Annotated in this window: 28 protein-coding genes; all 28 read right to left on the reverse strand. The window is 65.4% G+C overall.

Going from position 1 to position 18,482, the window contains the following annotated elements; all coding sequences use genetic code 11:
• Positions 1 to 22: 22 nt before the first annotated feature.
• Entirely contained in the window at positions 23 to 670 is a 648-nt protein-coding gene (locus tag ACIOD1_RS03800; RefSeq protein WP_365621743.1) for an adenylate kinase, read from the reverse strand.
• Positions 670 to 1,983, reverse strand: a complete 1,314-nt coding sequence (secY, locus tag ACIOD1_RS03805; protein ID WP_365621740.1) for a preprotein translocase subunit SecY — start codon at positions 1,981 to 1,983, stop codon at positions 670 to 672. The genes ACIOD1_RS03800 and secY overlap by 1 nt, the downstream gene beginning before the upstream one ends.
• A 186-nt stretch (positions 1,984 to 2,169) precedes the next feature.
• The gene (rplO, locus tag ACIOD1_RS03810) at positions 2,170 to 2,625 is read right to left on the reverse strand and encodes a 50S ribosomal protein L15 (protein ID WP_365621738.1); all 456 of its coding nucleotides are present in this window, start codon (positions 2,623 to 2,625) and stop codon (positions 2,170 to 2,172) included.
• A 1-nt stretch (position 2,626) separates the two neighbouring features.
• Positions 2,627 to 2,809 carry a 50S ribosomal protein L30 gene (rpmD, locus tag ACIOD1_RS03815; protein WP_041985698.1) on the reverse strand — a complete coding sequence of 61 codons (183 nt, stop codon included), beginning with the start codon at positions 2,807 to 2,809 and terminating at the stop codon, positions 2,627 to 2,629.
• A complete protein-coding gene (rpsE, locus tag ACIOD1_RS03820; RefSeq protein WP_073912880.1) occupies positions 2,809 to 3,411 on the reverse strand; it encodes a 30S ribosomal protein S5 in 603 nt (200 codons plus the stop codon). The genes rpmD and rpsE overlap by 1 nt, the downstream gene beginning before the upstream one ends.
• A gap of 45 nt (positions 3,412 to 3,456) precedes the next feature.
• Positions 3,457 to 3,840, reverse strand: a complete 384-nt coding sequence (gene rplR / locus ACIOD1_RS03825) for a 50S ribosomal protein L18 (RefSeq protein WP_008739696.1) — start codon at positions 3,838 to 3,840, stop codon at positions 3,457 to 3,459.
• 2 nt (positions 3,841 to 3,842) lie between these two features.
• Positions 3,843 to 4,382, reverse strand: coding sequence for a 50S ribosomal protein L6 (rplF, locus tag ACIOD1_RS03830; RefSeq protein ID WP_365621733.1), 540 nt, complete (start codon positions 4,380 to 4,382; stop codon positions 3,843 to 3,845).
• Between the two features lie 20 nt (positions 4,383 to 4,402).
• Positions 4,403 to 4,801, reverse strand: a complete 399-nt coding sequence (gene rpsH, locus ACIOD1_RS03835; RefSeq protein ID WP_067163170.1) for a 30S ribosomal protein S8 — start codon at positions 4,799 to 4,801, stop codon at positions 4,403 to 4,405.
• Between the two features lie 223 nt (positions 4,802 to 5,024).
• Positions 5,025 to 5,210 carry a type Z 30S ribosomal protein S14 gene (locus ACIOD1_RS03840; RefSeq protein ID WP_003956452.1) on the reverse strand — a complete coding sequence of 62 codons (186 nt, stop codon included), beginning with the start codon at positions 5,208 to 5,210 and terminating at the stop codon, positions 5,025 to 5,027.
• A gap of 5 nt (positions 5,211 to 5,215) precedes the next feature.
• Positions 5,216 to 5,767: a 50S ribosomal protein L5 gene (rplE, locus tag ACIOD1_RS03845; protein ID WP_030388859.1), complete on the reverse strand. Its 552-nt coding sequence runs from the start codon at positions 5,765 to 5,767 to the stop codon at positions 5,216 to 5,218.
• Positions 5,767 to 6,090 (reverse strand): 50S ribosomal protein L24, encoded by a 324-nt coding sequence (gene rplX / locus ACIOD1_RS03850; RefSeq protein WP_365621729.1) that lies wholly within the window; start codon positions 6,088 to 6,090, stop codon positions 5,767 to 5,769. The genes rplE and rplX overlap by 1 nt, the downstream gene beginning before the upstream one ends.
• A 2-nt stretch (positions 6,091 to 6,092) precedes the next feature.
• Positions 6,093 to 6,461 (reverse strand): 50S ribosomal protein L14, encoded by a 369-nt coding sequence (rplN, locus tag ACIOD1_RS03855; RefSeq protein ID WP_008739701.1) that lies wholly within the window; start codon positions 6,459 to 6,461, stop codon positions 6,093 to 6,095.
• A gap of 136 nt (positions 6,462 to 6,597) precedes the next feature.
• Positions 6,598 to 6,879 (reverse strand): 30S ribosomal protein S17, encoded by a 282-nt coding sequence (rpsQ, locus tag ACIOD1_RS03860; protein ID WP_112447744.1) that lies wholly within the window; start codon positions 6,877 to 6,879, stop codon positions 6,598 to 6,600.
• Positions 6,879 to 7,103 (reverse strand): 50S ribosomal protein L29, encoded by a 225-nt coding sequence (rpmC, locus tag ACIOD1_RS03865; RefSeq protein WP_365621724.1) that lies wholly within the window; start codon positions 7,101 to 7,103, stop codon positions 6,879 to 6,881. Before rpmC ends, rpsQ begins: the two co-directional genes overlap by 1 nt.
• Positions 7,103 to 7,522, reverse strand: a complete 420-nt coding sequence (rplP, locus tag ACIOD1_RS03870; RefSeq protein ID WP_112447745.1) for a 50S ribosomal protein L16 — start codon at positions 7,520 to 7,522, stop codon at positions 7,103 to 7,105. Before rplP ends, rpmC begins: the two co-directional genes overlap by 1 nt.
• Positions 7,523 to 7,527: 5 nt before the next feature.
• Entirely contained in the window at positions 7,528 to 8,370 is an 843-nt protein-coding gene (rpsC, locus tag ACIOD1_RS03875) for a 30S ribosomal protein S3 (RefSeq protein ID WP_008739710.1), read from the reverse strand.
• The gene (gene rplV / locus ACIOD1_RS03880) at positions 8,370 to 8,717 is read right to left on the reverse strand and encodes a 50S ribosomal protein L22 (protein ID WP_007265904.1); all 348 of its coding nucleotides are present in this window, start codon (positions 8,715 to 8,717) and stop codon (positions 8,370 to 8,372) included. The genes rpsC and rplV overlap by 1 nt, the downstream gene beginning before the upstream one ends.
• Positions 8,718 to 8,760: 43 nt before the next feature.
• The gene (rpsS, locus tag ACIOD1_RS03885; protein WP_008739713.1) at positions 8,761 to 9,042 is read right to left on the reverse strand and encodes a 30S ribosomal protein S19; all 282 of its coding nucleotides are present in this window, start codon (positions 9,040 to 9,042) and stop codon (positions 8,761 to 8,763) included.
• A 12-nt stretch (positions 9,043 to 9,054) separates the two neighbouring features.
• A complete protein-coding gene (gene rplB, locus ACIOD1_RS03890) occupies positions 9,055 to 9,891 on the reverse strand; it encodes a 50S ribosomal protein L2 (protein ID WP_008739715.1) in 837 nt (278 codons plus the stop codon).
• 39 nt (positions 9,892 to 9,930) lie between these two features.
• Complete coding sequence (rplW, locus tag ACIOD1_RS03895; protein ID WP_365621719.1) at positions 9,931 to 10,254, reverse strand: 50S ribosomal protein L23; 324 nt, start codon at positions 10,252 to 10,254, stop codon at positions 9,931 to 9,933.
• The gene (rplD, locus tag ACIOD1_RS03900; protein ID WP_365621716.1) at positions 10,254 to 10,904 is read right to left on the reverse strand and encodes a 50S ribosomal protein L4; all 651 of its coding nucleotides are present in this window, start codon (positions 10,902 to 10,904) and stop codon (positions 10,254 to 10,256) included. The genes rplW and rplD overlap by 1 nt, the downstream gene beginning before the upstream one ends.
• Positions 10,905 to 10,908: 4 nt before the next feature.
• Positions 10,909 to 11,553: a 50S ribosomal protein L3 gene (gene rplC, locus ACIOD1_RS03905; RefSeq protein WP_053682621.1), complete on the reverse strand. Its 645-nt coding sequence runs from the start codon at positions 11,551 to 11,553 to the stop codon at positions 10,909 to 10,911.
• A gap of 14 nt (positions 11,554 to 11,567) precedes the next feature.
• Positions 11,568 to 11,876, reverse strand: coding sequence for a 30S ribosomal protein S10 (gene rpsJ / locus ACIOD1_RS03910; RefSeq protein WP_003948644.1), 309 nt, complete (start codon positions 11,874 to 11,876; stop codon positions 11,568 to 11,570).
• A gap of 466 nt (positions 11,877 to 12,342) precedes the next feature.
• The gene (locus ACIOD1_RS03915) at positions 12,343 to 13,545 is read right to left on the reverse strand and encodes a hypothetical protein (protein WP_401899961.1); all 1,203 of its coding nucleotides are present in this window, start codon (positions 13,543 to 13,545) and stop codon (positions 12,343 to 12,345) included.
• 190 nt (positions 13,546 to 13,735) lie between these two features.
• Entirely contained in the window at positions 13,736 to 14,929 is a 1,194-nt protein-coding gene (gene tuf / locus ACIOD1_RS03920) for an elongation factor Tu (RefSeq protein ID WP_365621710.1), read from the reverse strand.
• A gap of 150 nt (positions 14,930 to 15,079) precedes the next feature.
• Positions 15,080 to 17,209 carry an elongation factor G gene (fusA, locus tag ACIOD1_RS03925; RefSeq protein ID WP_365621707.1) on the reverse strand — a complete coding sequence of 710 codons (2,130 nt, stop codon included), beginning with the start codon at positions 17,207 to 17,209 and terminating at the stop codon, positions 15,080 to 15,082.
• A gap of 39 nt (positions 17,210 to 17,248) precedes the next feature.
• Positions 17,249 to 17,719, reverse strand: coding sequence for a 30S ribosomal protein S7 (gene rpsG, locus ACIOD1_RS03930; RefSeq protein ID WP_330298073.1), 471 nt, complete (start codon positions 17,717 to 17,719; stop codon positions 17,249 to 17,251).
• Positions 17,720 to 17,721: 2 nt separating this feature from the next.
• A complete protein-coding gene (gene rpsL, locus ACIOD1_RS03935; protein ID WP_007265893.1) occupies positions 17,722 to 18,093 on the reverse strand; it encodes a 30S ribosomal protein S12 in 372 nt (123 codons plus the stop codon).
• Between the last annotated feature and the right edge of the window lie 389 nt (positions 18,094 to 18,482).

Here is an 18,482-nt window from a genome sequence, read left to right on the forward strand (position 1 = left end):
GCCGTACCTGCACTACGGGGGACTACTTCTTCAGGGCGTCCATCGCACGCTGCGTGACGTCCTTGACCTCACCCAGCGCCGGGATCGTCGACACGAGGCCCTGGGCCTTGTAGTAGTCGATGATCGGCTCGGTCTGCGTGTGGTAGACGTCCAGCCGGTTGCGGACCGCGTCCTCGGACTGGTCCTCGCGCACGTACAGCTCGCCGCCGCAGATGTCGCAGACACCCTCGACCTTGGACGGGCGGTACGCGACGTGGAAGACGTGCGCGCCGTCGTTGCGGCAGGTGCGCCGCCCCGCCAGGCGCTTGACGATCTCGTCCTCCTCGACCTCCAGGTCGAGGACGGCATCGAGCTTCATGCCCGCAGCCTTGAGCATCACGTCGAGCGCCTCGGCCTGCGAGACGTTGCGCGGGAAGCCGTCGAGCAGGAAGCCGTTCACGGCGTCCGGCTCCTCCATGCGGTCCTTGGCCATGCCGATGGTGACCTCGTCCGGCACCAGGTCGCCGGCGTCCATGAACGCCTTCGCCTGCTTGCCGAGCTCGGTGCCCTGGCTGATGTTCGCGCGGAACAGGTCGCCCGTGGAGATGTGCGGGATGGAGAGGGTCTCGGCAAGCACGGTTGCCTGCGTTCCCTTGCCCGCACCAGGAGGTCCGACGAGGACGATACGCATCAGCGGAGGAACCCTTCGTAATTGCGCTGCTGGAGCTGGCTCTCGATCTGCTTCACGGTTTCCAGACCCACACCCACGATGATCAGGATGCTCGTCCCGCCGAACGGGAAGTTCTGGTTCGCCCCGAAGCCCGCCAACGCCATCGTCGGCACAAGAGCGATGAGACCCAGGTACAGCGAGCCGGGCCACGTGATCCGGTTGAGTACGTAGCTCAGGTACTCGGCCGTGGGCCGACCCGCGCGGATGCCCGGGATGAAGCCACCATACTTCTTCATGTTGTCCGCAACTTCCTCGGGGTTGAACGAGATCGCCACGTAGAAGAACGCGAAGAAGACGATCAGGAGGAAGTAGGTCGCGATGTAGTACGGGTGGTCGCCCTTGACGAAGTGCTTCTGGATCCAGGTCGCCCAGCCGGCGGTCGAGCCGCTGAACTGAACGATCAGGGCCGGGATGTACAGCAGCGACGAGGCGAAGATGACCGGGATGACACCGGCCTGGTTCACCTTGAGCGGGATGTAGGTGGACGTGCCGCCGTAGGCGCGTCGCCCGATCATGCGCTTCGCGTACTGGACCGGGATGCGGCGCTGCGCCTGCTCGACGAAGACCACCAGGGCCACCATCGCCAGGCCGACGAGGATGACCACGCCGAACTCGACCCAGCCGTCGGCGATCTTGCCCTGGAGCTTGATCGTCCACAGGGCGCCGACGAAACCGGCCGCGATGGAGATGAACATGAGGATCGACATGCCGTTGCCGATGCCGCGGTCGGTGATCAGCTCACCGAGCCACATCACGACGCAGGTACCGGCGGTCATGGTGATCACCATGACGACGGTGGTGAAGATCGAGTGGTTGGGGACGATCTCGGAACGGACCGGGCAGGTACCGAACAGAGCGCCGGTGCGCGCGGTGGCGACCAGCCCGGTGCCCTGCAGGATCGCGAGCGCGACCGTCAAATAGCGCGTGTACTGAGTGATCTTCGCCGTGCCGGACTGACCCTCTTTTTTGAGGTTCTCCAGCTTCGGGATGACCACGGTCAGCAGCTGCAGGATGATGCTCGCAGTGATGTACGGCATGATGCCGAGCGCAAAGATCGTGATCTGCAGCAGCGCGCCACCGCTGAACATGTTGACCAGACCGAAGAGGCTGTTGCTGCTCCCCATCTGGTCCACGCAGATCTGAACGTTCTTGTAGTTCACGCCGGGCACGGGGATGTGGGACCCGAGCCGATACAACATGATGATGCCGAGCGTGAAGAGCAGCTTCTTGCGCAGGTCGGGCGTCTTGAACGCCCGGGCGAACGCGGTGAGCACGGTGCCTCCTGCGACCCCCGCGCTACTGCGTCAGAGGTGACGGTCTGAGGGATCGACGAATACGTACAAGTAAAGGTGCAGGCCACCTTACCGGCGACTGCACCTCCCGTGGAACGACCAACCGGGGATGCCCCATATGTGAGGCATCCCCGGTCGGGTTTCTAGCTATTTGTCACTGAGTTCGTCTTAGACGAGCTCGGTCACGGTGCCACCAGCGGCAGCGATCTTCTCCTTGGCGGAGCTGGAAACGGCGTCAACCGAAACCTGCAGCGCCACGGAGAGCTCGCCCTGGCCCAGGACCTTGACGAGGCTGTTCTTGCGAACCGCGCCCTTGGCGACCAGGTCGGCCACCGTGACTTCTCCACCCTCGGGGTAGAGAGCGCCGAGCTTGTCCAGGTTCACGACCTGGAACTCGGTGCGGAACGGGTTCTTGAAGCCCTTGAGCTTCGGCAGACGCATGTGGAGGGGCATCTGCCCACCCTCGAAGCGCTGCGGGATCTGGTAACGGGCCTTCTGGCCCTTCGTACCACGACCGGCCGTCTTACCCTTCGACGCCTCACCACGACCGACACGGGTCTTCGCGGTCTTGGCGCCGGGGGCGGGACGGAGGTTGTGGGCCTTCAGCGGGCTGTTTTCAGCCATGTTAGTCAACCTCCTCAACCGTCACGAGGTGGCGGACGGTGTTAGCCATTCCGCGGAACTCGGGGCGGTCCTCCTTGACCACGACGTCGTTCAGGCGCTTGAGCCCGAGCGAACGCAGCGTGTCGCGGTGGTTCTGCTTGCTGCCGATGTACGACTTCGTCTGCGTGATCTTGAGGCGAGCCATTACGCACCCGCCCCGGCACGTGCACGAAGCAGAGCCGCGGGAGCGACGTCCTCGAGGGGCAGACCACGGCGAGCCGCGATCTCCTCGGGACGCTGCAGACCCTTGAGGGCCGCGACGGTCGCGTGCACGATGTTGATCGCGTTCGAAGAGCCGAGCGACTTCGACAGGATGTCGTGAACGCCGGCGCACTCCAGAACGGCGCGCACCGGGCCACCGGCGATAACGCCGGTACCGGGGGAAGCCGGCTTCAGGAGCACGACGCCCGCGGCACGCTCGCCCGTGATCGGGTGAGGGATCGTGCCCTGGATGCGCGGAACCTTGAAGAAGGACTTCTTGGCTTCCTCGACACCCTTGGCGATGGCCGCGGGAACTTCCTTGGCCTTGCCGTAACCGACACCTACAGTGCCGTCACCGTCGCCCACCACGACCAGCGCGGTGAAGCTGAAGCGGCGACCACCCTTGACAACCTTGGCGACGCGGTTGATCGCGACAACGCGCTCAACGTAAGCGGTCTTCTCGGCGGCAGGGCCACCGTCGCGACCCTTCCGGTCCCGCCGCTCGCCGCCACCGGCACCGCTTCCGCGGCGCTGGGGTCCAGCCATTGGATTACCTCTCTCTGTTACGTCCGTGAGTCCCGGAACCGGGGCTTAGAACTTCAGCCCGGCTTCGCGGGCGGCGTCAGCCAGAGCGGCAATGCGCCCGGCGTATCGGTTGCCACCGCGGTCGAACACGACGGTCTCGACACCCGCAGCCTTGGCACGCTCGGCGACGAGTGCGCCGACGGCCTGGGCCTGGGCGCTCTTGTCGCCTTCGCCACCGCGGATCGAGGTGTCCAGGGTCGACGCGGACGCCAGGGTGTGACCCTGGAGGTCGTCGATGACCTGAGCAACGATGTTGCGGTTGGAACGCGTCACGACGAGGCGCGGACGCTCCGCCGTACCCGAGACGTTCTTGCGGATGCGGATGTGGCGGCGAGCCTTGGCGGCACGCTTGTACGCGTCGCCCTTGGCGATCTTTACACCGTATGCCATGGCTACTTACCAGCCTTTCCGACCTTGCGGCGGATGACTTCGCCGGCGTACTTGACACCCTTGGCCTTGTACGGGTCGGGCTTCCGCAGCTTGCGGATGTTGGCGGCGACCTCGCCGACCTTCTGCTTGTCGATGCCCTCGACCGCGAACTTGGTGGGCGACTCGACCTTGAAGGAGATGCCCTCGGGCGCCTCGATCAGGATCGGGTGGCTGTAGCCAAGCTGGAACTCCAGGTTGGAGCCCTTCGCGGCGACGCGGTAACCGACACCGCTGATTTCGAGAGCCTTGACGTATCCCGCGGTCACGCCGGTGATCATGTTCGCCACCAGCGTGCGGGACAGGCCGTGAAGGGCCTTGTTCTGACGCTCGTCGTTGGGGCGGGTGACGTTCAGAACGCCGTCCTCACCCTTGACGATCTCGATCGGCGCCTTGACGGTGAGCGCGAGGGAACCCTTGGGGCCCTTCACAGCGACCGTCTGGCCGTCGATGGTGACGTCCACACCGGCGGGAACCTGGATGGGGAGCTTGCCGATTCGCGACATTGCTTTTCCTCCGTTCCCGACTACCAGACGTAGGCGAGGACTTCCCCACCTACGCCCTTCTTGCCTGCCTGCTGGCCGGTCAGGAGACCGTGGGACGTGGAGATGATCGCCACGCCCAGGCCGCCAAGAACCTTCGGCAGGTTGGTGGACTTCGCGTATACGCGCAGACCGGGCTTCGAAATCCGCTTGATGCCCGCAATGGAGCGCTCACGGTTCGGCCCGAACTTCAGCTCGAGGACGAGGTTCTTGCCGACCTCGGCGTCCTCGACCTTCCAGCCGGTGATGAAGCCCTCCTGCTGGAGGATCTCCGCGATGTGCGACTTGATCTTGCTGTGCGGCATCACGACGGTGTCGTGGTACGCCGAGTTAGCGTTACGCAGACGCGTGAGCATGTCTGCGATCGGGTCAGTCATGGTCATGAAGTGGCCTTCGGCCTCTCTCGCCGGGGTTTCCTGTATGCGCCATCCCTCTCCCCACTCAGAGGCGGGACGGGTGCGGTGCGGGGACCTACGGCGTAGTAAGTCGTTATGGGCGGCGGACGCCCAACCACACAAGCCTACGGCATGTGCGGCCGGGCATCCGCCGTCCAGATGCTTACCGAGAGTGCCTGGTACTCCTCAAGTCCTTACGGACGAGGGGGAGTTACCAGGAGCTCTTGGTCACGCCCGGCAGCTCGCCACGGTGAGCCATCTCACGAAGGCACACGCGGCACAGGCCGAACTTGCGGTACACGGAGTGAGGGCGACCGCAGCGCTGGCAGCGGGTGTACGCACGCACACCGAACTTGGGCTTACGGGCAGCCTTCGCGATGAGAGCCTTCTTCGCCATCTCGCTTACGCCTCCTTGAAGGGGAAGCCGAGGTGACGAAGGAGGGCGCGGCCCTCGTCGTCGTTGGTCGCCGTGGTAACCACGGTGATGTCCATACCCCGGGTACGGTCGATCTTGTCCTGGTCGATCTCGTGGAACATGACCTGCTCCGTGAGACCGAAGGTGTAGTTGCCACGGCCGTCGAACTGCTTCGGCGACAGACCACGGAAGTCACGGATACGCGGCAGCGCGAGCGACAGCGTACGGTCCAGGAACTCCCACATGCGGTCACCGCGGAGGGTGACGTGGCAGCCGATCGGCTGACCCTCGCGCAGCTTGAACTGCGCGATGGACTTGCGGGCCTTCGTGACGGCCGGCTTCTGACCGGTGATCGTCGTCAGGTCCTTGATGGCGCCGTCGATCAGCTTGGAGTCGCGGGCGGCGTCGCCCACACCCATGTTGACCACGATCTTCACGAGGCCGGGAATCTGCATGACGTTCTCGTAGGAGAACTCTTCACGCAGCTTGCCCGCGATGTCCTCGCGGTACTTCGTCTTGAGACGCGGAGTGGTAGCCATCAGATGTCCTCACCCGTCCGCTTGGCAACGCGGATCTTGTTGCCCTCGTCATCGAAGCGGAAACCGACGCGGGTAACGACCTTCTGGCCGTCCTTCTCCACGACCAGCTGAACGTTGCTGACGTGGATCGGAGCCTCGGTGATCACGATGCCACCGGTCTGCGAGCCACCAGCGGTCTGGCCGGCCTTGGTGTGCTTCTTGACCCGGTTGACACCCTCGACCAGGACGCGGTTCTCAGTAGGGATGGCCGTGATGACCTTGCCCTGCTTGCCCTTGTCCTTACCGGTGATGACCTGAACCAGGTCGCCCTTCTTGATCTTCATGCTTACAGCACCTCCGGCGCGAGCGAGATGATCTTCATGAACTTCTTCTCGCGCAGCTCACGGCCCACCGGGCCGAAGATACGGGTGCCGCGAGGGTCGCCGTCGTTCTTCAGAATGACGGCGGCGTTCTCGTCAAAGCGGATGTACGAGCCGTCCTGGCGGCGACGCTCCTTGACGGTGCGAACGATGACAGCCTTGACGACGTCACCCTTCTTCACGTTGCCACCGGGGATCGCATCCTTGACGGTGGCGACGATGACGTCACCGATGCCCGCGTAGCGGCGACCGGAACCACCGAGAACACGGATGCAAAGGATTTCCTTGGCACCAGTGTTGTCGGCGATACGCAGTCGCGACTCCTGCTGGATCACGTGTATCTCCTGTTTGTCTGCCGGTTCCCGGCGGGGGCCTCACACTCCGAAGAGCGAGCGCCCCCACCGAGCCTGGCGGAACGAACCTGCGGGAAACCCCTCAGGCTTTGGACTGGGAATCCGCTTGCGCGAATTCTTACTTGGCCTTCTCGAGGATCTCGACGATGCGCCAGCGCTTGCTCGCCGACAGCGGACGCGTCTCCATGATGATGACGCGGTCGCCGACGCCGGCAGCGTTCTGCTCGTCGTGAGCCTTGAGCTTGTTCGTACGGCGGATGACCTTGCCGTACAGGGCGTGCTTGACGCGGTCCTCGACAGCGACGACGACGGTCTTGTCCATCTTGTCGCTGACGACGAGACCCTCACGGGTCTTGCGGAAGCCGCGGTCGGTCGTCTCAGTCACGTTCTTCTCGCTCATCAGGCGCTCTCCACCGTCTCGATACCGAGCTCACGCTCGCGCATCAGGGTGTAGATGCGAGCGATGTCCTTACGGACGGACTTGAGCCGGCCGTTGTTCTCCAGCTGACCCGTGGCGGCCTGGAAGCGAAGCTTGAACAGCTCTTCCTTGGCCTCGCTCAGCTTGCCAACGAGCTCCTCGTTACCGAGCTCGCGGAGCTCGGACGTCTGGGTTCCCGTCGCCATCACGACTCACCTGCCTCGCGCCGAACAATCCGGCACTTCATCGGAAGCTTGTGAGCAGCGCGGGTGAGCGCCTCACGAGCAATCTTCTCGTTCGGGTAGGACAGCTCGAACATGACCCGGCCCGGGTGCACGTTCGCGATCCACCACTCGGGAGAACCCTTACCGGAACCCATGCGGGTTTCGGCCGGCTTCTTCGTCAGGGGGCGGTCCGGGTAGATGTTGATCCAGACCTTGCCGCCACGCTTGATGTGGCGGGTCATCGCGATACGAGCCGCCTCGATCTGGCGGTTCGTCACGTAGGCCGGGGTGAGCGCCTGGATGCCGTACTCGCCGAACGAGACCTCAGTACCGCCCTTGGCCATACCGCTGCGCTTCGGGTGGTGCTGCTTGCGGTGCTTGACCCTACGAGGGATCAGCATGTCGGTCAGGCCTCCGTTCCGGTGCTCTCGGCCGGAGCGGCGGCGGGAGCGTCGGCCTTGGGGGCCTCGGCACCAGCAGCCTGCTGCGGCTTGCGGCCACCACGGCCGCCGCGCTCGCCACCACGGCCACCACGGCCGGCGGGACGGTCGCCAGCGCCCTGCGCGCCACGGGCCGGGCGGTTACCCGCACGGGCCGCAGCGTTCTCGGCGCGAACCTCGGCGATGTTCTTGACATCGCCCTTGTAGATCCAGACCTTCACACCGATACGGCCGAAGGTGGTCTTGGCCTCGAAGAAGCCGTAGTCCACGTTCGCGCGCAGCGTGTGCAGCGGCACACGACCCTCGCGGTAGAACTCGGAGCGGGACATCTCGGCGCCGCCGAGGCGACCGCCACACTGGATCTTGATGCCCTTGGCGCCGGCCTTCATCGTGCCCTGCATGCTCTTGCGCATGGCACGACGGAAGGAGACGCGGGAGGAGAGCTGCTCGGCAACGGCCTGGGCAACCAGCTGAGCGTCAAGCTCGGGGTTCTTGACCTCGAGGATGTTCAGCTGGACCTGCTTGCCCGTGAGCTTCTCGAGGTCACCGCGGATGCGGTCGGCCTCGGCGCCACGGCGACCGATGACGATGCCCGGACGAGCGGTGTGGATGTCCACACGCACGCGGTCACGGGTGCGCTCGATCTCAACCTTCGAGATGCCGGCGCGCTCCATGCCGGACGTCATCATCCTGCGGATGGCGACGTCTTCCTTGACGTAGTCCTTGTACAGCTTGTCGGCGTACCAACGCGACTTGAAGTCGGTGGTGATGCCGAGCCGGAACCCGTGCGGGTTTACCTTCTGGCCCATTACCGGGAACCTTCCTTGCTGCTGACGACCACGGTGATGTGGCTGGTCCGCTTGCGGATCCGGTAGGCACGGCCCTGGGCACGCGGACGGAACCGCTTCAGGGTCGGGCCCTCGTCCACGTACGCCTCGCTGATGACCAGCGTGGAGGCGTCCGGGTGGTTGTAGTTGTGTGCGGCGTTGGCAATGGCGCTGTCGAGCACCTTGCCAACCGGCACGCTCGCGGCCTGCGGGGCGAAACGCAGGACCGCCTGAGCCTCCGTGGCATCCATGCCACGGATAAGGTCCACCACTCGGCGGGCCTTCATGGGCGTGACGCGGATGTACCGCGCCTGGGCCCTGGCTTCCATGGTTGTCCCTTCGGTGTAAGTCATAGTCGTAACCACCCCGCCTTTAGCGGCGCTTCGACTTCCGGTCGTCCTTGACGTGGCCGCGGAAGGTGCGAGTCGGCGAGAACTCGCCGAGCTTGTGGCCGACCATCGACTCGGTGACGAACACCGGGACGTGGGTCTTGCCGTTGTGCACCGCGATGGTGTGACCCAGCATGCTGGGGATGATCATCGAGCGACGGGACCAGGTCTTGATGACGTTCTTGGTGCCGGCTTCGTTCTGGACGTCCACCTTCTTTACGAGGTGGTCGTCGACGAAGGGCCCCTTCTTGAGACTGCGCGGCATCTAAACCCGCTCCTAGCGCTTCTTGTTCGTCTTGCGGCGGCGGACGATGTACTTGCTCGAAGCCTTCTTCGGCGAGCGAGTACGACCCTCCTTCTGACCCCACGGGGAGACCGGGTGGCGACCACCACTGGTCTTGCCCTCACCACCACCGTGCGGGTGGTCAACCGGGTTCATCGCGACACCGCGGACGGAGGGGCGAACGCCCTTCCAGCGCATACGGCCGGCCTTGCCCCAGTTGATGTTCGACTGCTCGGCATTGCCGACCTCGCCGACCGTGGCGCGGCAGCGGGCGTCGACGAGACGGATCTCGCCGGACGGCATGCGGAGGTGGGCCATGGTGCCCTCCTTCGCAAGCAGCTGCACAGAGGCACCAGCCGAGCGGGCGAACTTGGCGCCGCCACCGGGACGGAGCTCGATCGCGTGGATCGTGGTACCGACCGGGATGTTGCGGAGTGCCAGGTTGTTACCGGGCTTGATGTCGGCCGTGGGGCCGTTCTCAATCCGGTCGCCCTGCTTCAGAGCCTTCGGCGCGATGATGTAGCGCTTCTCGCCGTCGGCGTAGTGCAGGAGCGCGATGCGCGCGGTGCGGTTGGGGTCGTATTCGATGTGCGCGACCTTGGCCGGCACGCCGTCCTTGTCGTGACGACGGAAGTCGATCACGCGGTAGGCGCGCTTGTGTCCACCACCCTGGTGGCGAACGGTGATCCGACCGGTGTTGTTACGGCCGCCCTTGCTGTGCAGGGGGCGAACCAGCGACTTCTCCGGCGTGGACCGCGTGATCTCGACAAAGTCGGCGACGCTGGAGCCACGACGGCCCGGGGTCGTCGGCTTGTACTTGCGGATACCCATTTCTCAGTCCTCGTCCGATTCCGGACGACTAGACCTCCGTTAGGAGGCCTGGCCGCCGAAGATGTCGATACGGTTGCCCTCGGCAAGGGTCACGATGGCGCGCTTGGTGTCCGCGCGCTTGCCGAAACCGGTCTTGGTGCGCTTGCGCTTACCCTGCCGGTTGATCGTGTTGACCCCGGTGACCTTGACCGAGAAGACCGCTTCCACGGCCTGCTTGATCTGGGTCTTGTTGGCGCCGGGCGCGACGATGAACGTGTACTTGTTCTCGTCCAGAAGCGCGTAGCTCTTCTCCGAGACAACCGGCTTGATCAGCAGGTCGCGCGGGTCGAAGAAGGTCTTGCTGGTAACGGTCGCCTCAGACATCAGGCGTCGCTCCCTTCGGTCTCGTCGGCCTTGGGGCCAGACACGAAGGACTCGAACGCGGCCTGAGTGAAGACCACGTCGTCAGAGACGATCACGTCGTACGTGTTCAGCTGGCCCGGCTCCAGGATGTGCACCTGGGGCAGGTTGCGGGCGGACAGCCACGCGGCCTCGTCGGCGCGGTCGACGACCAGGAGCAGGTTCTTGCGCTCCGAGATCTTGCCGAACAGCGTCTTGGCGGCCTTCGTGGAGGCGGCACCCTCGACCACACCGGTGACGATGTGGATGCGGGAGTGACGCGCACGGTCCGAGAGGGCACCGCGGAGAGCGGCGGCCTTCATCTTCTTCGGGGTCCGCTGCGAGTAGTCACGCGGCTGCGGGCCGTGTACGACGCCACCTCCGACGAACTGCGGAGCGCGGGTGGAACCCTGGCGAGCGCGGCCGGTGCCCTTCTGGCGGTACGGCTTGCGGCCACCACCACGGACTTCGCCACGACGCTTGGTCTTGTGCGTGCCCTGACGGGCAGCAGCCAGCTGAGCGACAACGACCTGGTGGATCAGCGGAACGCTGGTCTTGGCGTCGAAGATCTCCGCGGGGAGCTCGACGGTACCGGCCTTGTCGCCTGCCGGCGAAAGGATGTCAATGGTGCTCATTACCTCAAGCCCCCTTGGCCGCGGTACGGACCAGGACGAGGCCGCCGTTCGGACCGGGGACCGCACCCTTGATGAGGAGCAGACCCTTCTCCGCGTCAACCGCGTGGATGGTCAGGTTCTGGGTGGTGACACGCTCGTTGCCCATACGACCGGCCATGCGCATGCCCTTGAAGACACGCCCAGGGGTGGCACAGCCACCGATCGAACCGGGGGAGCGGTGCTTGCGCTGGACACCGTGACCGGCGCCGAGACCCTTGAAGTTGTGACGCTTCATGACACCGGCGAAGCCCTTGCCCTTGCTGTTGCCCGTGACGTCAACCTTGACGCCCGACTCGAACACAGCGGCAGTGATCTCCTGGCCGAGCGTGTACTCGCCGGCGTCGGAGGTGCGGAGCTCCACCAGGTGGCGGCGGGGGGTCACGTCGGCCTTGGCGAAGTGGCCCTTGAGGGGCTTGTTCACCTTGCGCGGGTCGATCTCGCCGAAGGCGATCTGGACCGACTCGTAGCCGTCGATGTCGTTCTTACGGACCTGGGTAACGACGCAGGGTCCGGCCTTGACCACGGTGACCGGGACGACACGGTTGTTCTCGTCCCAGACCTGGGTCATGCCGAGCTTCTCGCCCAGGACGCCCTTGATCTGCTTTGCCATCTTCTCGACGCCTCTCAGAGCTTGATCTCGATGTCAACGCCGGCCGGAAGGTCCAGGCGCATCAGCGAGTCAACGGTCTTGGGGGTCGGGTCGAGGATGTCGATCAGGCGCTTGTGCGTGCGCATCTCGAAGTGCTCGCGCGAGTCCTTGTACTTGTGCGGCGACTTGATGACGCAGTACACGTTCTTCTCAGTGGGCAGCGGCACCGGGCCCGCGACCGACGCACCAGTGCGCGTCACCGTCTCGACGATCTTCTTCGCCGACGAATCGATGACCTCGTGGTCGTAGGCCTTGAGCCGGATGCGGATCTTCTGTCCCGCCATGGCTACTCCGTAGTCCTGTCTGTAAGTGGAACGCTCTGGCTCCCGATCGGCCGCGGGATCGCTCCCGCAGTCTCTTCTCCGACCCACGCGGTCGGGCGTGTCGCACTCCCTCTACAGAAAATTCCCATACGGAAATTCCCTCGTCCAAGGGGATGCGGTCCCTGACCGCGCATCGGGGGAGAAACACCCACCGAGTGCCTGGTGAACACCTTGCTGACACTTCCCAGAAGATTCCCGTACGTCCGTCCTCATTGCTGCCCCGAAAGGCAGATTAAGGACGACGAGTACTGTGGGACTTGCTTCCGGTCCTCCCGGCGGGAGGCGCACAGCATCGGCACTCATCCGAGCAACTTGAGTAGTCTGCCATACGAGACACGTACCTGGCCAATCGGGGCGAAGACAATACCCCGCCGGGCGGGCACGTCAAACTGTGGCACGCGTTTGCCCGACGGGGTCCCCTGCCTGGTCAGGTACGGGACGCCAGGAGACAGCCCTCCTGCGGCAACTCCCCGATGGTCTTGGTCCGGTCGTACGGGTCGACCGGGGTTCCGGAGGGTTCCGGTCCGTTCGCCCCCGCCGGGTCCGAGAAGAACGACGGGTGCAGGTACCCGTCGCCGCGGTCGCAGGTCGTGTTGCTGATGTCCGGCCGGTAGTGGAACAGCCACAGCTTGCCCTGCGTCCTCTGCCACCGGCTCGGGTCGAACACGGTGAAGGTCAGCTCGCGGCGCACGATGGTCCGCGCGACGTCCTCCTGGTTGCCCGTCACCTTCACGAACGGATACACGAAGGTGTAGTCCGCCTTCACCGAGGCCTGTCCGGGTTCCGCACCCGTCTCCACCCACATCCGGCCCCGCACCTTGACCACGTCGCCCACGGGCCTCAGCTCCGCCGGGTCGTACCGGGTGAACAGGGTCAGGGGATCGTGCTCCGCGCTGGGCCGGTCGTACGAGACGGCCACCTCCCCCGGCGTCCGGTCGTCGCGCGGGTCCAGCAGGGCCAGCGCGGACGTCGGCCGCTCCCCGCGCAGCACGGCCGGGTCGAGGTTGGCCGCGACCAGGAACTGCTTGGCCTTCACCAGCGCGTCCGCGATCTCCTCCTGCGGCGCCCCGCCGACGGACTCCGCCTCCGGGACCTCGATGCCGGCGGCGCCGTCCGCCCACTGGAGCGCCGGCGAGCCGCGGAAGGGCTCCTTCAGGGTCGGCCGGTCCGGGTACACGTCCGGCGGGGCCGCGGTCGGACGTACGGACTCCGCGGGCAGCGGCGCCGCCTTCGCGGCCTCCTCACGGGCCCCGGCCTTGCCCGTCATCCGGTCGATCACCAACTCCGGCCGTACGGCCACCAGAGCCAGGCCGGCGATGAAGACCACCGCCACCCCCGCCTTGAGCCGCCGCTTCGCCCGGCCGCGCGCCGTCCGCTCCTGCCACTCCGGCCCGGTCCGCCATCCCGGCGGCTCGTGCGGTACGGCCGCCCGCCCCCGGCGGCGTCCGAACGGCCCGCGCCGAGCGGCCCGCGTGCGTTCCTCGTCCTCCCGGCGGAGCCGCTCCGTCACCATCCGCGCCCGCGCGGACGGCTCCTTGGGCGCCTGCGCGGCCTCCCGTCCCACCTGCTCGCTGAACCGCGCCCACTCCTCGTCGGAGATGGTCGGCCCCCCGTCGTCCCGCTGTCCCATGCTTCCCCACCCTGAACACGTGCCCGTTCCCAAACGATCAAGCGATCGCAGCGGAGCGTCTCACAGGGCATGTACACGTCCGCGCCGGGGGTACGACAAAGGGCCCCTCCCCCACCGCCGGAGCGGAGGGAAGGGGCCCCTCGGTCGAACATGGTGCCCGCTCACGCGGGCGACCGGGTCAGAACAACGATCAGACGTTGATCTTGGTGACCTGGCCGGCGCCCACGGTACGACCACCCTCACGGATGGCGAACTTCAGGCCCTCTTCCATCGCGACGGGCTGGATGAGGTCGACCGTCATGTCGGTGTTGTCACCGGGCATGACCATCTCGGTGCCCTCGGGGAGGGTCACGACGCCCGTTACGTCCGTGGTACGGAAGTAGAACTGCGGGCGGTAGTTGTTGAAGAACGGGGTGTGACGGCCACCCTCGTCCTTCGACAGGATGTACGCGGCGGCCTCGAACTGGGTGTGCGGCGTGACCGAACCCGGCTTGATGATGACCTGGCCGCGCTCGACGTCCTCGCGCTTGATGCCACGGAGGAGCAGACCGACGTTCTCGCCCGCCTGGCCCTCGTCGAGCAGCTTGCGGAACATCTCGATGCCGGTGACCGTGGTGGTGGTCTTTTCCTTCTTGATGCCGATGATGTCAACGGTCTCGTTGACCTTCAGGACACCACGCTCGATGCGACCGGTGACGACGGTGCCACGACCGGTGATCGTGAAGACGTCCTCGACGGGCATCAGGAAGGGCTTCTCGGTGTCACGCGGCGGGGTCGGGATGGCCTCGTCCACGGCGTCCATCAGGCCGAGGAGCTTGTCACCCCACTCCTTGTCGCCCTCGAGCGCCTTCAGCGCGGAGACCTGGACGACCGGCAGGTCGTCGCCCGGGAAGTCGTACTCGGAGAGGAGCTCACGAACCTCGAGCTCGACGAGCTCCAGGATCTCCTCGTCGTCCACCATGTCGGCCTTGTTCAGGGCGACGACGATGTACGGAACGCCGACCTGGCGGGCCAGGAGCACGTGCTCCTTGGTCTGCGGCATCGGGCCGTCAGTGGCGGCGACCACGAGGATGGCACCGTCCATCTGCGCGGCACCGGTGATCATGTTCTTGATGTAGTCCGCGTGACCCGGGCAGTCGACGTGGGCGTAGTGACGCGCCTCGGTCTGGTACTCGACGTGCGCGATCGAGATGGTGATACCGCGCTGGCGCTCCTCAGGAGCCTTGTCGATCTGATCGAAGGCCGAAGCCGCGTTCAGGTCCGGGTACTTGTCGTGCAGCACCTTGGTAATGGCGGCCGTGAGGGTCGTCTTACCGTGGTCAATGTGACCGATGGTGCCGATGTTGACGTGCGGCTTAGTCCGCTCGAACTTCGCCTTCGCCACGGGGGTCCTCCTGAGAGTGGTTCTGTACGCCTTGAATCAGCGGCGCCAGGTGATCTTTGCTGGATAGCCGGTTCCCCCGGGGCAACGAGAGTGTTACTCCTGTTGCCCCAGAGGCTCCGGTGACAAGCCTAAAGCGTGTACTCGGAAGAGTTACTCGCCCTTGGCCTTCGCGATGATCTCCTCAGCGACGTTCCGGGGAACCTCGGCGTAGGAGTCGAACTGCATCGAGTAGCTGGCGCGACCCGAGGTCTTGCTGCGGAGGTCTCCGACGTAGCCGAACATCTCCGAAAGCGGCACGAGGCCCTTCACGAGACGCGCACCGTGACGCTCCTCCATGGCCTGGATCTGGCCACGGCGGGAGTTGATGTCGCCGATCACGTCGCCCATGGACTCCTCGGGCGTGGTGACCTCGACGGACATCATCGGCTCGAGCAGTACGGGGGACGCCTTGCGCGCGGCCTCCTTGAAGGCCTGCGAACCGGCGATCTTGAAGGCGAGCTCCGAGGAGTCGACCTCGTGGTAGCCACCGTCGAGAAGGATGACGCGGACGCCAGTCATCTCGTAGCCGGCCAGGATGCCGAACTGCATGGCTTCCTGAGCGCCCGCGTCGACCGAGGGGATGTACTCCCTCGGGATGCGGCCACCGGTGACCTTGTTCACGAACTCGTACGCCGGACCGTCGGCCTCGAGGATCGGCTCGATCGCGATCTGCACCTTGGCGAACTGACCGGTACCACCGGTCTGCTTCTTGTGGGTGTAGTCGTGACGCTCCACCGTCTGGCGGATCGTCTCGCGGTAGGCGACCTGCGGCTTGCCGACGTTGGCCTCGACCTTGAACTCGCGCTTCATGCGGTCGACCAGCACCTCAAGGTGCAGTTCGCCCATGCCGCCGAGAATGGTCTGGCCGGTCTCCTCGTCCGAGTGAACGTGGAAGGAGGGGTCCTCCTCCGCGAGACTCTGGATGGCGACACCCAGCTTCTCCTGGTCACCCTTGGACTTGGGCTCGATGGCGACCTGGATGACCGGAGCCGGGAAGTCCATGGACTCCAGGATCACGGGGGCCTTGTCGTCACACAGCGTCTCACCGGTGGTGGTCTGCTTCAGACCCATGACGGCGACGATGTCACCGGCGCCCACCGCGGCGATCTCCTCACGCTTGTTCGCGTGCATGCGGTAGATCTTGCCGATGCGCTCCTTCTTGCCCTTGACGGAGTTCAGCACCGCAGTGCCGGCCTCCAGGCGGCCCGAGTAAACCCGGACGAAGGTGAGCTTGCCGAGGTGCGGGTCACGCATGATCTTGAACGCGAGCGCCGAAAGGGGCTCCTCGTCCGAGGGCTTGCGCTTCACGACCAGCTCGGCGTCCTTGACGTCGTGGCCTTCGATGGCCTCGATGTCCAGGGGCGAGGGGAGGTAACGGACGACGGCGTCGAGCAGGGGCTGAACGCCCTTGTTCTTGAACGCCGTGCCACAGAACACCGCGGTGATCGTGGCGCCCGTGCCCTTGCCGGAACCGATGATGATGCGACGGACCGCTTCGTGCAGCTGCTCGATGGTGGGCTCGATGCCCTCGAGGAACAGCTCCATGATCTGGTCGTCGTTCTCGGCGACCTGCTCCACCAGCTTGGCGTGCCACTCTTCAGCGGCTTCCTGGTGGGTCTCCGGGATGTCGACGATGTCGTACATCTCGCCCTTGGTCGCCTCGGCGGACCAGACGAACGCCTTCATGGTGACCAGGTCGACTACACCCTGGAAGTCCATCTCGGCGCCGATGGGGAGCTGCATGACGATCGGAACCGCACCGAGGCGGTCCTTGATCATGTCGACACAACGGTGGAACTCGGCACCGGTGCGGTCGAGCTTGTTGACGAAGCAGATGCGGGGCACGCCGTAACGGTCGGCCTGACGCCAGACCGTCTCGGACTGCGGCTCCACACCGGCGACACCGTCGAAGACGGTGACGGCGCCGTCGAGGACGCGGAGCGAACGCTCCACCTCGACGGTGAAGTCGACGTGACCCGGGGTGTCGATGATGTTGATCGTGTGGTCAACGTCTTCGAGGGGCCAGTGGCAGGTCGTAGCGGCAGACGTGATGGTGATACCACGCTCCTGCTCCTGCTCCATCCAGTCCATCGTGGCGGCGCCGTCGTGGACTTCACCGATCTTGTAAGACACACCGGTGTAGAACAGGATGCGCTCGGTGGTGGTCGTCTTGCCCGCGTCGATGTGGGCCATGATCCCGATGTTGCGGACCTTGGCCAGGTCAAGCGAAGTGGTAGCCATAAGGCTTCGGTCTTCTCTCGGTCTCGATGTGGGGTGGGACTACCAGCGGTAGTGCGCGAAGGCCTTGTTGGACTCGGCCATCTTGTGCGTGTCTTCACGCTTCTTGACGGCCGCACCGAGGCCGTTCGAGGCGTCGAGGAGCTCGTTCATGAGGCGCTCGGTCATGGTCTTCTCGCGACGGGCGCGGGAGTAACCCACGATCCAACGCAGCGAGAGGGTGGCCGCACGACCGGGCTTGACCTCGATCGGCACCTGGTAGGTGGCTCCACCGACACGGCGGGACTTGACCTCAAGCGACGGCTTGACGTTCTCCAGCGCGCGCTTCAGCGTGATGACCGGGTCAGCGCCGGTCTTCTCGCGGAGGCCTTCCATGGCGCCGTAAACGATGCGCTCGGCGGTGGAGCGCTTGCCGTTCAGGAGGATCTTGTTGATGAGCGACGTCACCAGAGGAGATGCGTAGACCGGGTCGATGATGACCGGGCGCTTCGGGGCGGGGCCCTTACGAGGCATTCTTACTTCTCCTTCTTGGCGCCGTAGCGGCTGCGGGCCTGCTTGCGGTTCTTGACAGCCTGGGTGTCAAGCGCACCGCGGATGATCTTGTAACGAACACCCGGCAGGTCCTTCACACGGCCACCACGCACGAGCACGATGGAGTGCTCCTGCAGGTTGTGTCCCTCGCCCGGAATGTAGGCCGTGACCTCGATGCCGGAGGTCAGACGCACACGCGCGACCTTACGGAGCGCCGAGTTCGGCTTCTTCGGGGTGGTCGTGAACACTCGCGTGCAGACGCCGCGACGCTGGGGCGAAGCCTCAAGCGCGGGGGTCTTTGTCTTCTCGACCTTGTCCTGCCGGCCCTTCCGGACCAGCTGCTGGATCGTAGGCACTACTTCTCCGGTTTCTGTGTGCCGTGTAGTGGAGCTAACCTGGAACGTTGCCGACCCACGCGGTCGGGTGTGTCGGATCCGGCGGACCTCCGTGCAAGCACGGAAACGCATGGATCGCGGTGGCCGAAAGACGAGCTCGCATGCGGTTGATGGACACGCACGGGAGCCCAGGCACACCCCAGGCACAAGGTCTGAGCGTACCCACCGCATCCACTCCGGTCAAAACATGGGCCTCGACCCCACCCCCGCCGGGGCTCCGCAGCTCAGGCGCCGCACGGGCGAAGGCCCTTTCGACCGGGCCGGCCGCGCGGACCCCGCTCCGACGTGGTAGGGCGGCCAACTAGACTGCCATCGAATCGCAGCGAGTCAGCCGAAAACGTACGAGAGCC

This window comes from Streptomyces sp. NPDC088097 (assembly GCF_044741845.1).
In the GTDB taxonomy this organism is placed as follows: domain Bacteria; phylum Actinomycetota; class Actinomycetes; order Streptomycetales; family Streptomycetaceae; genus Streptomyces.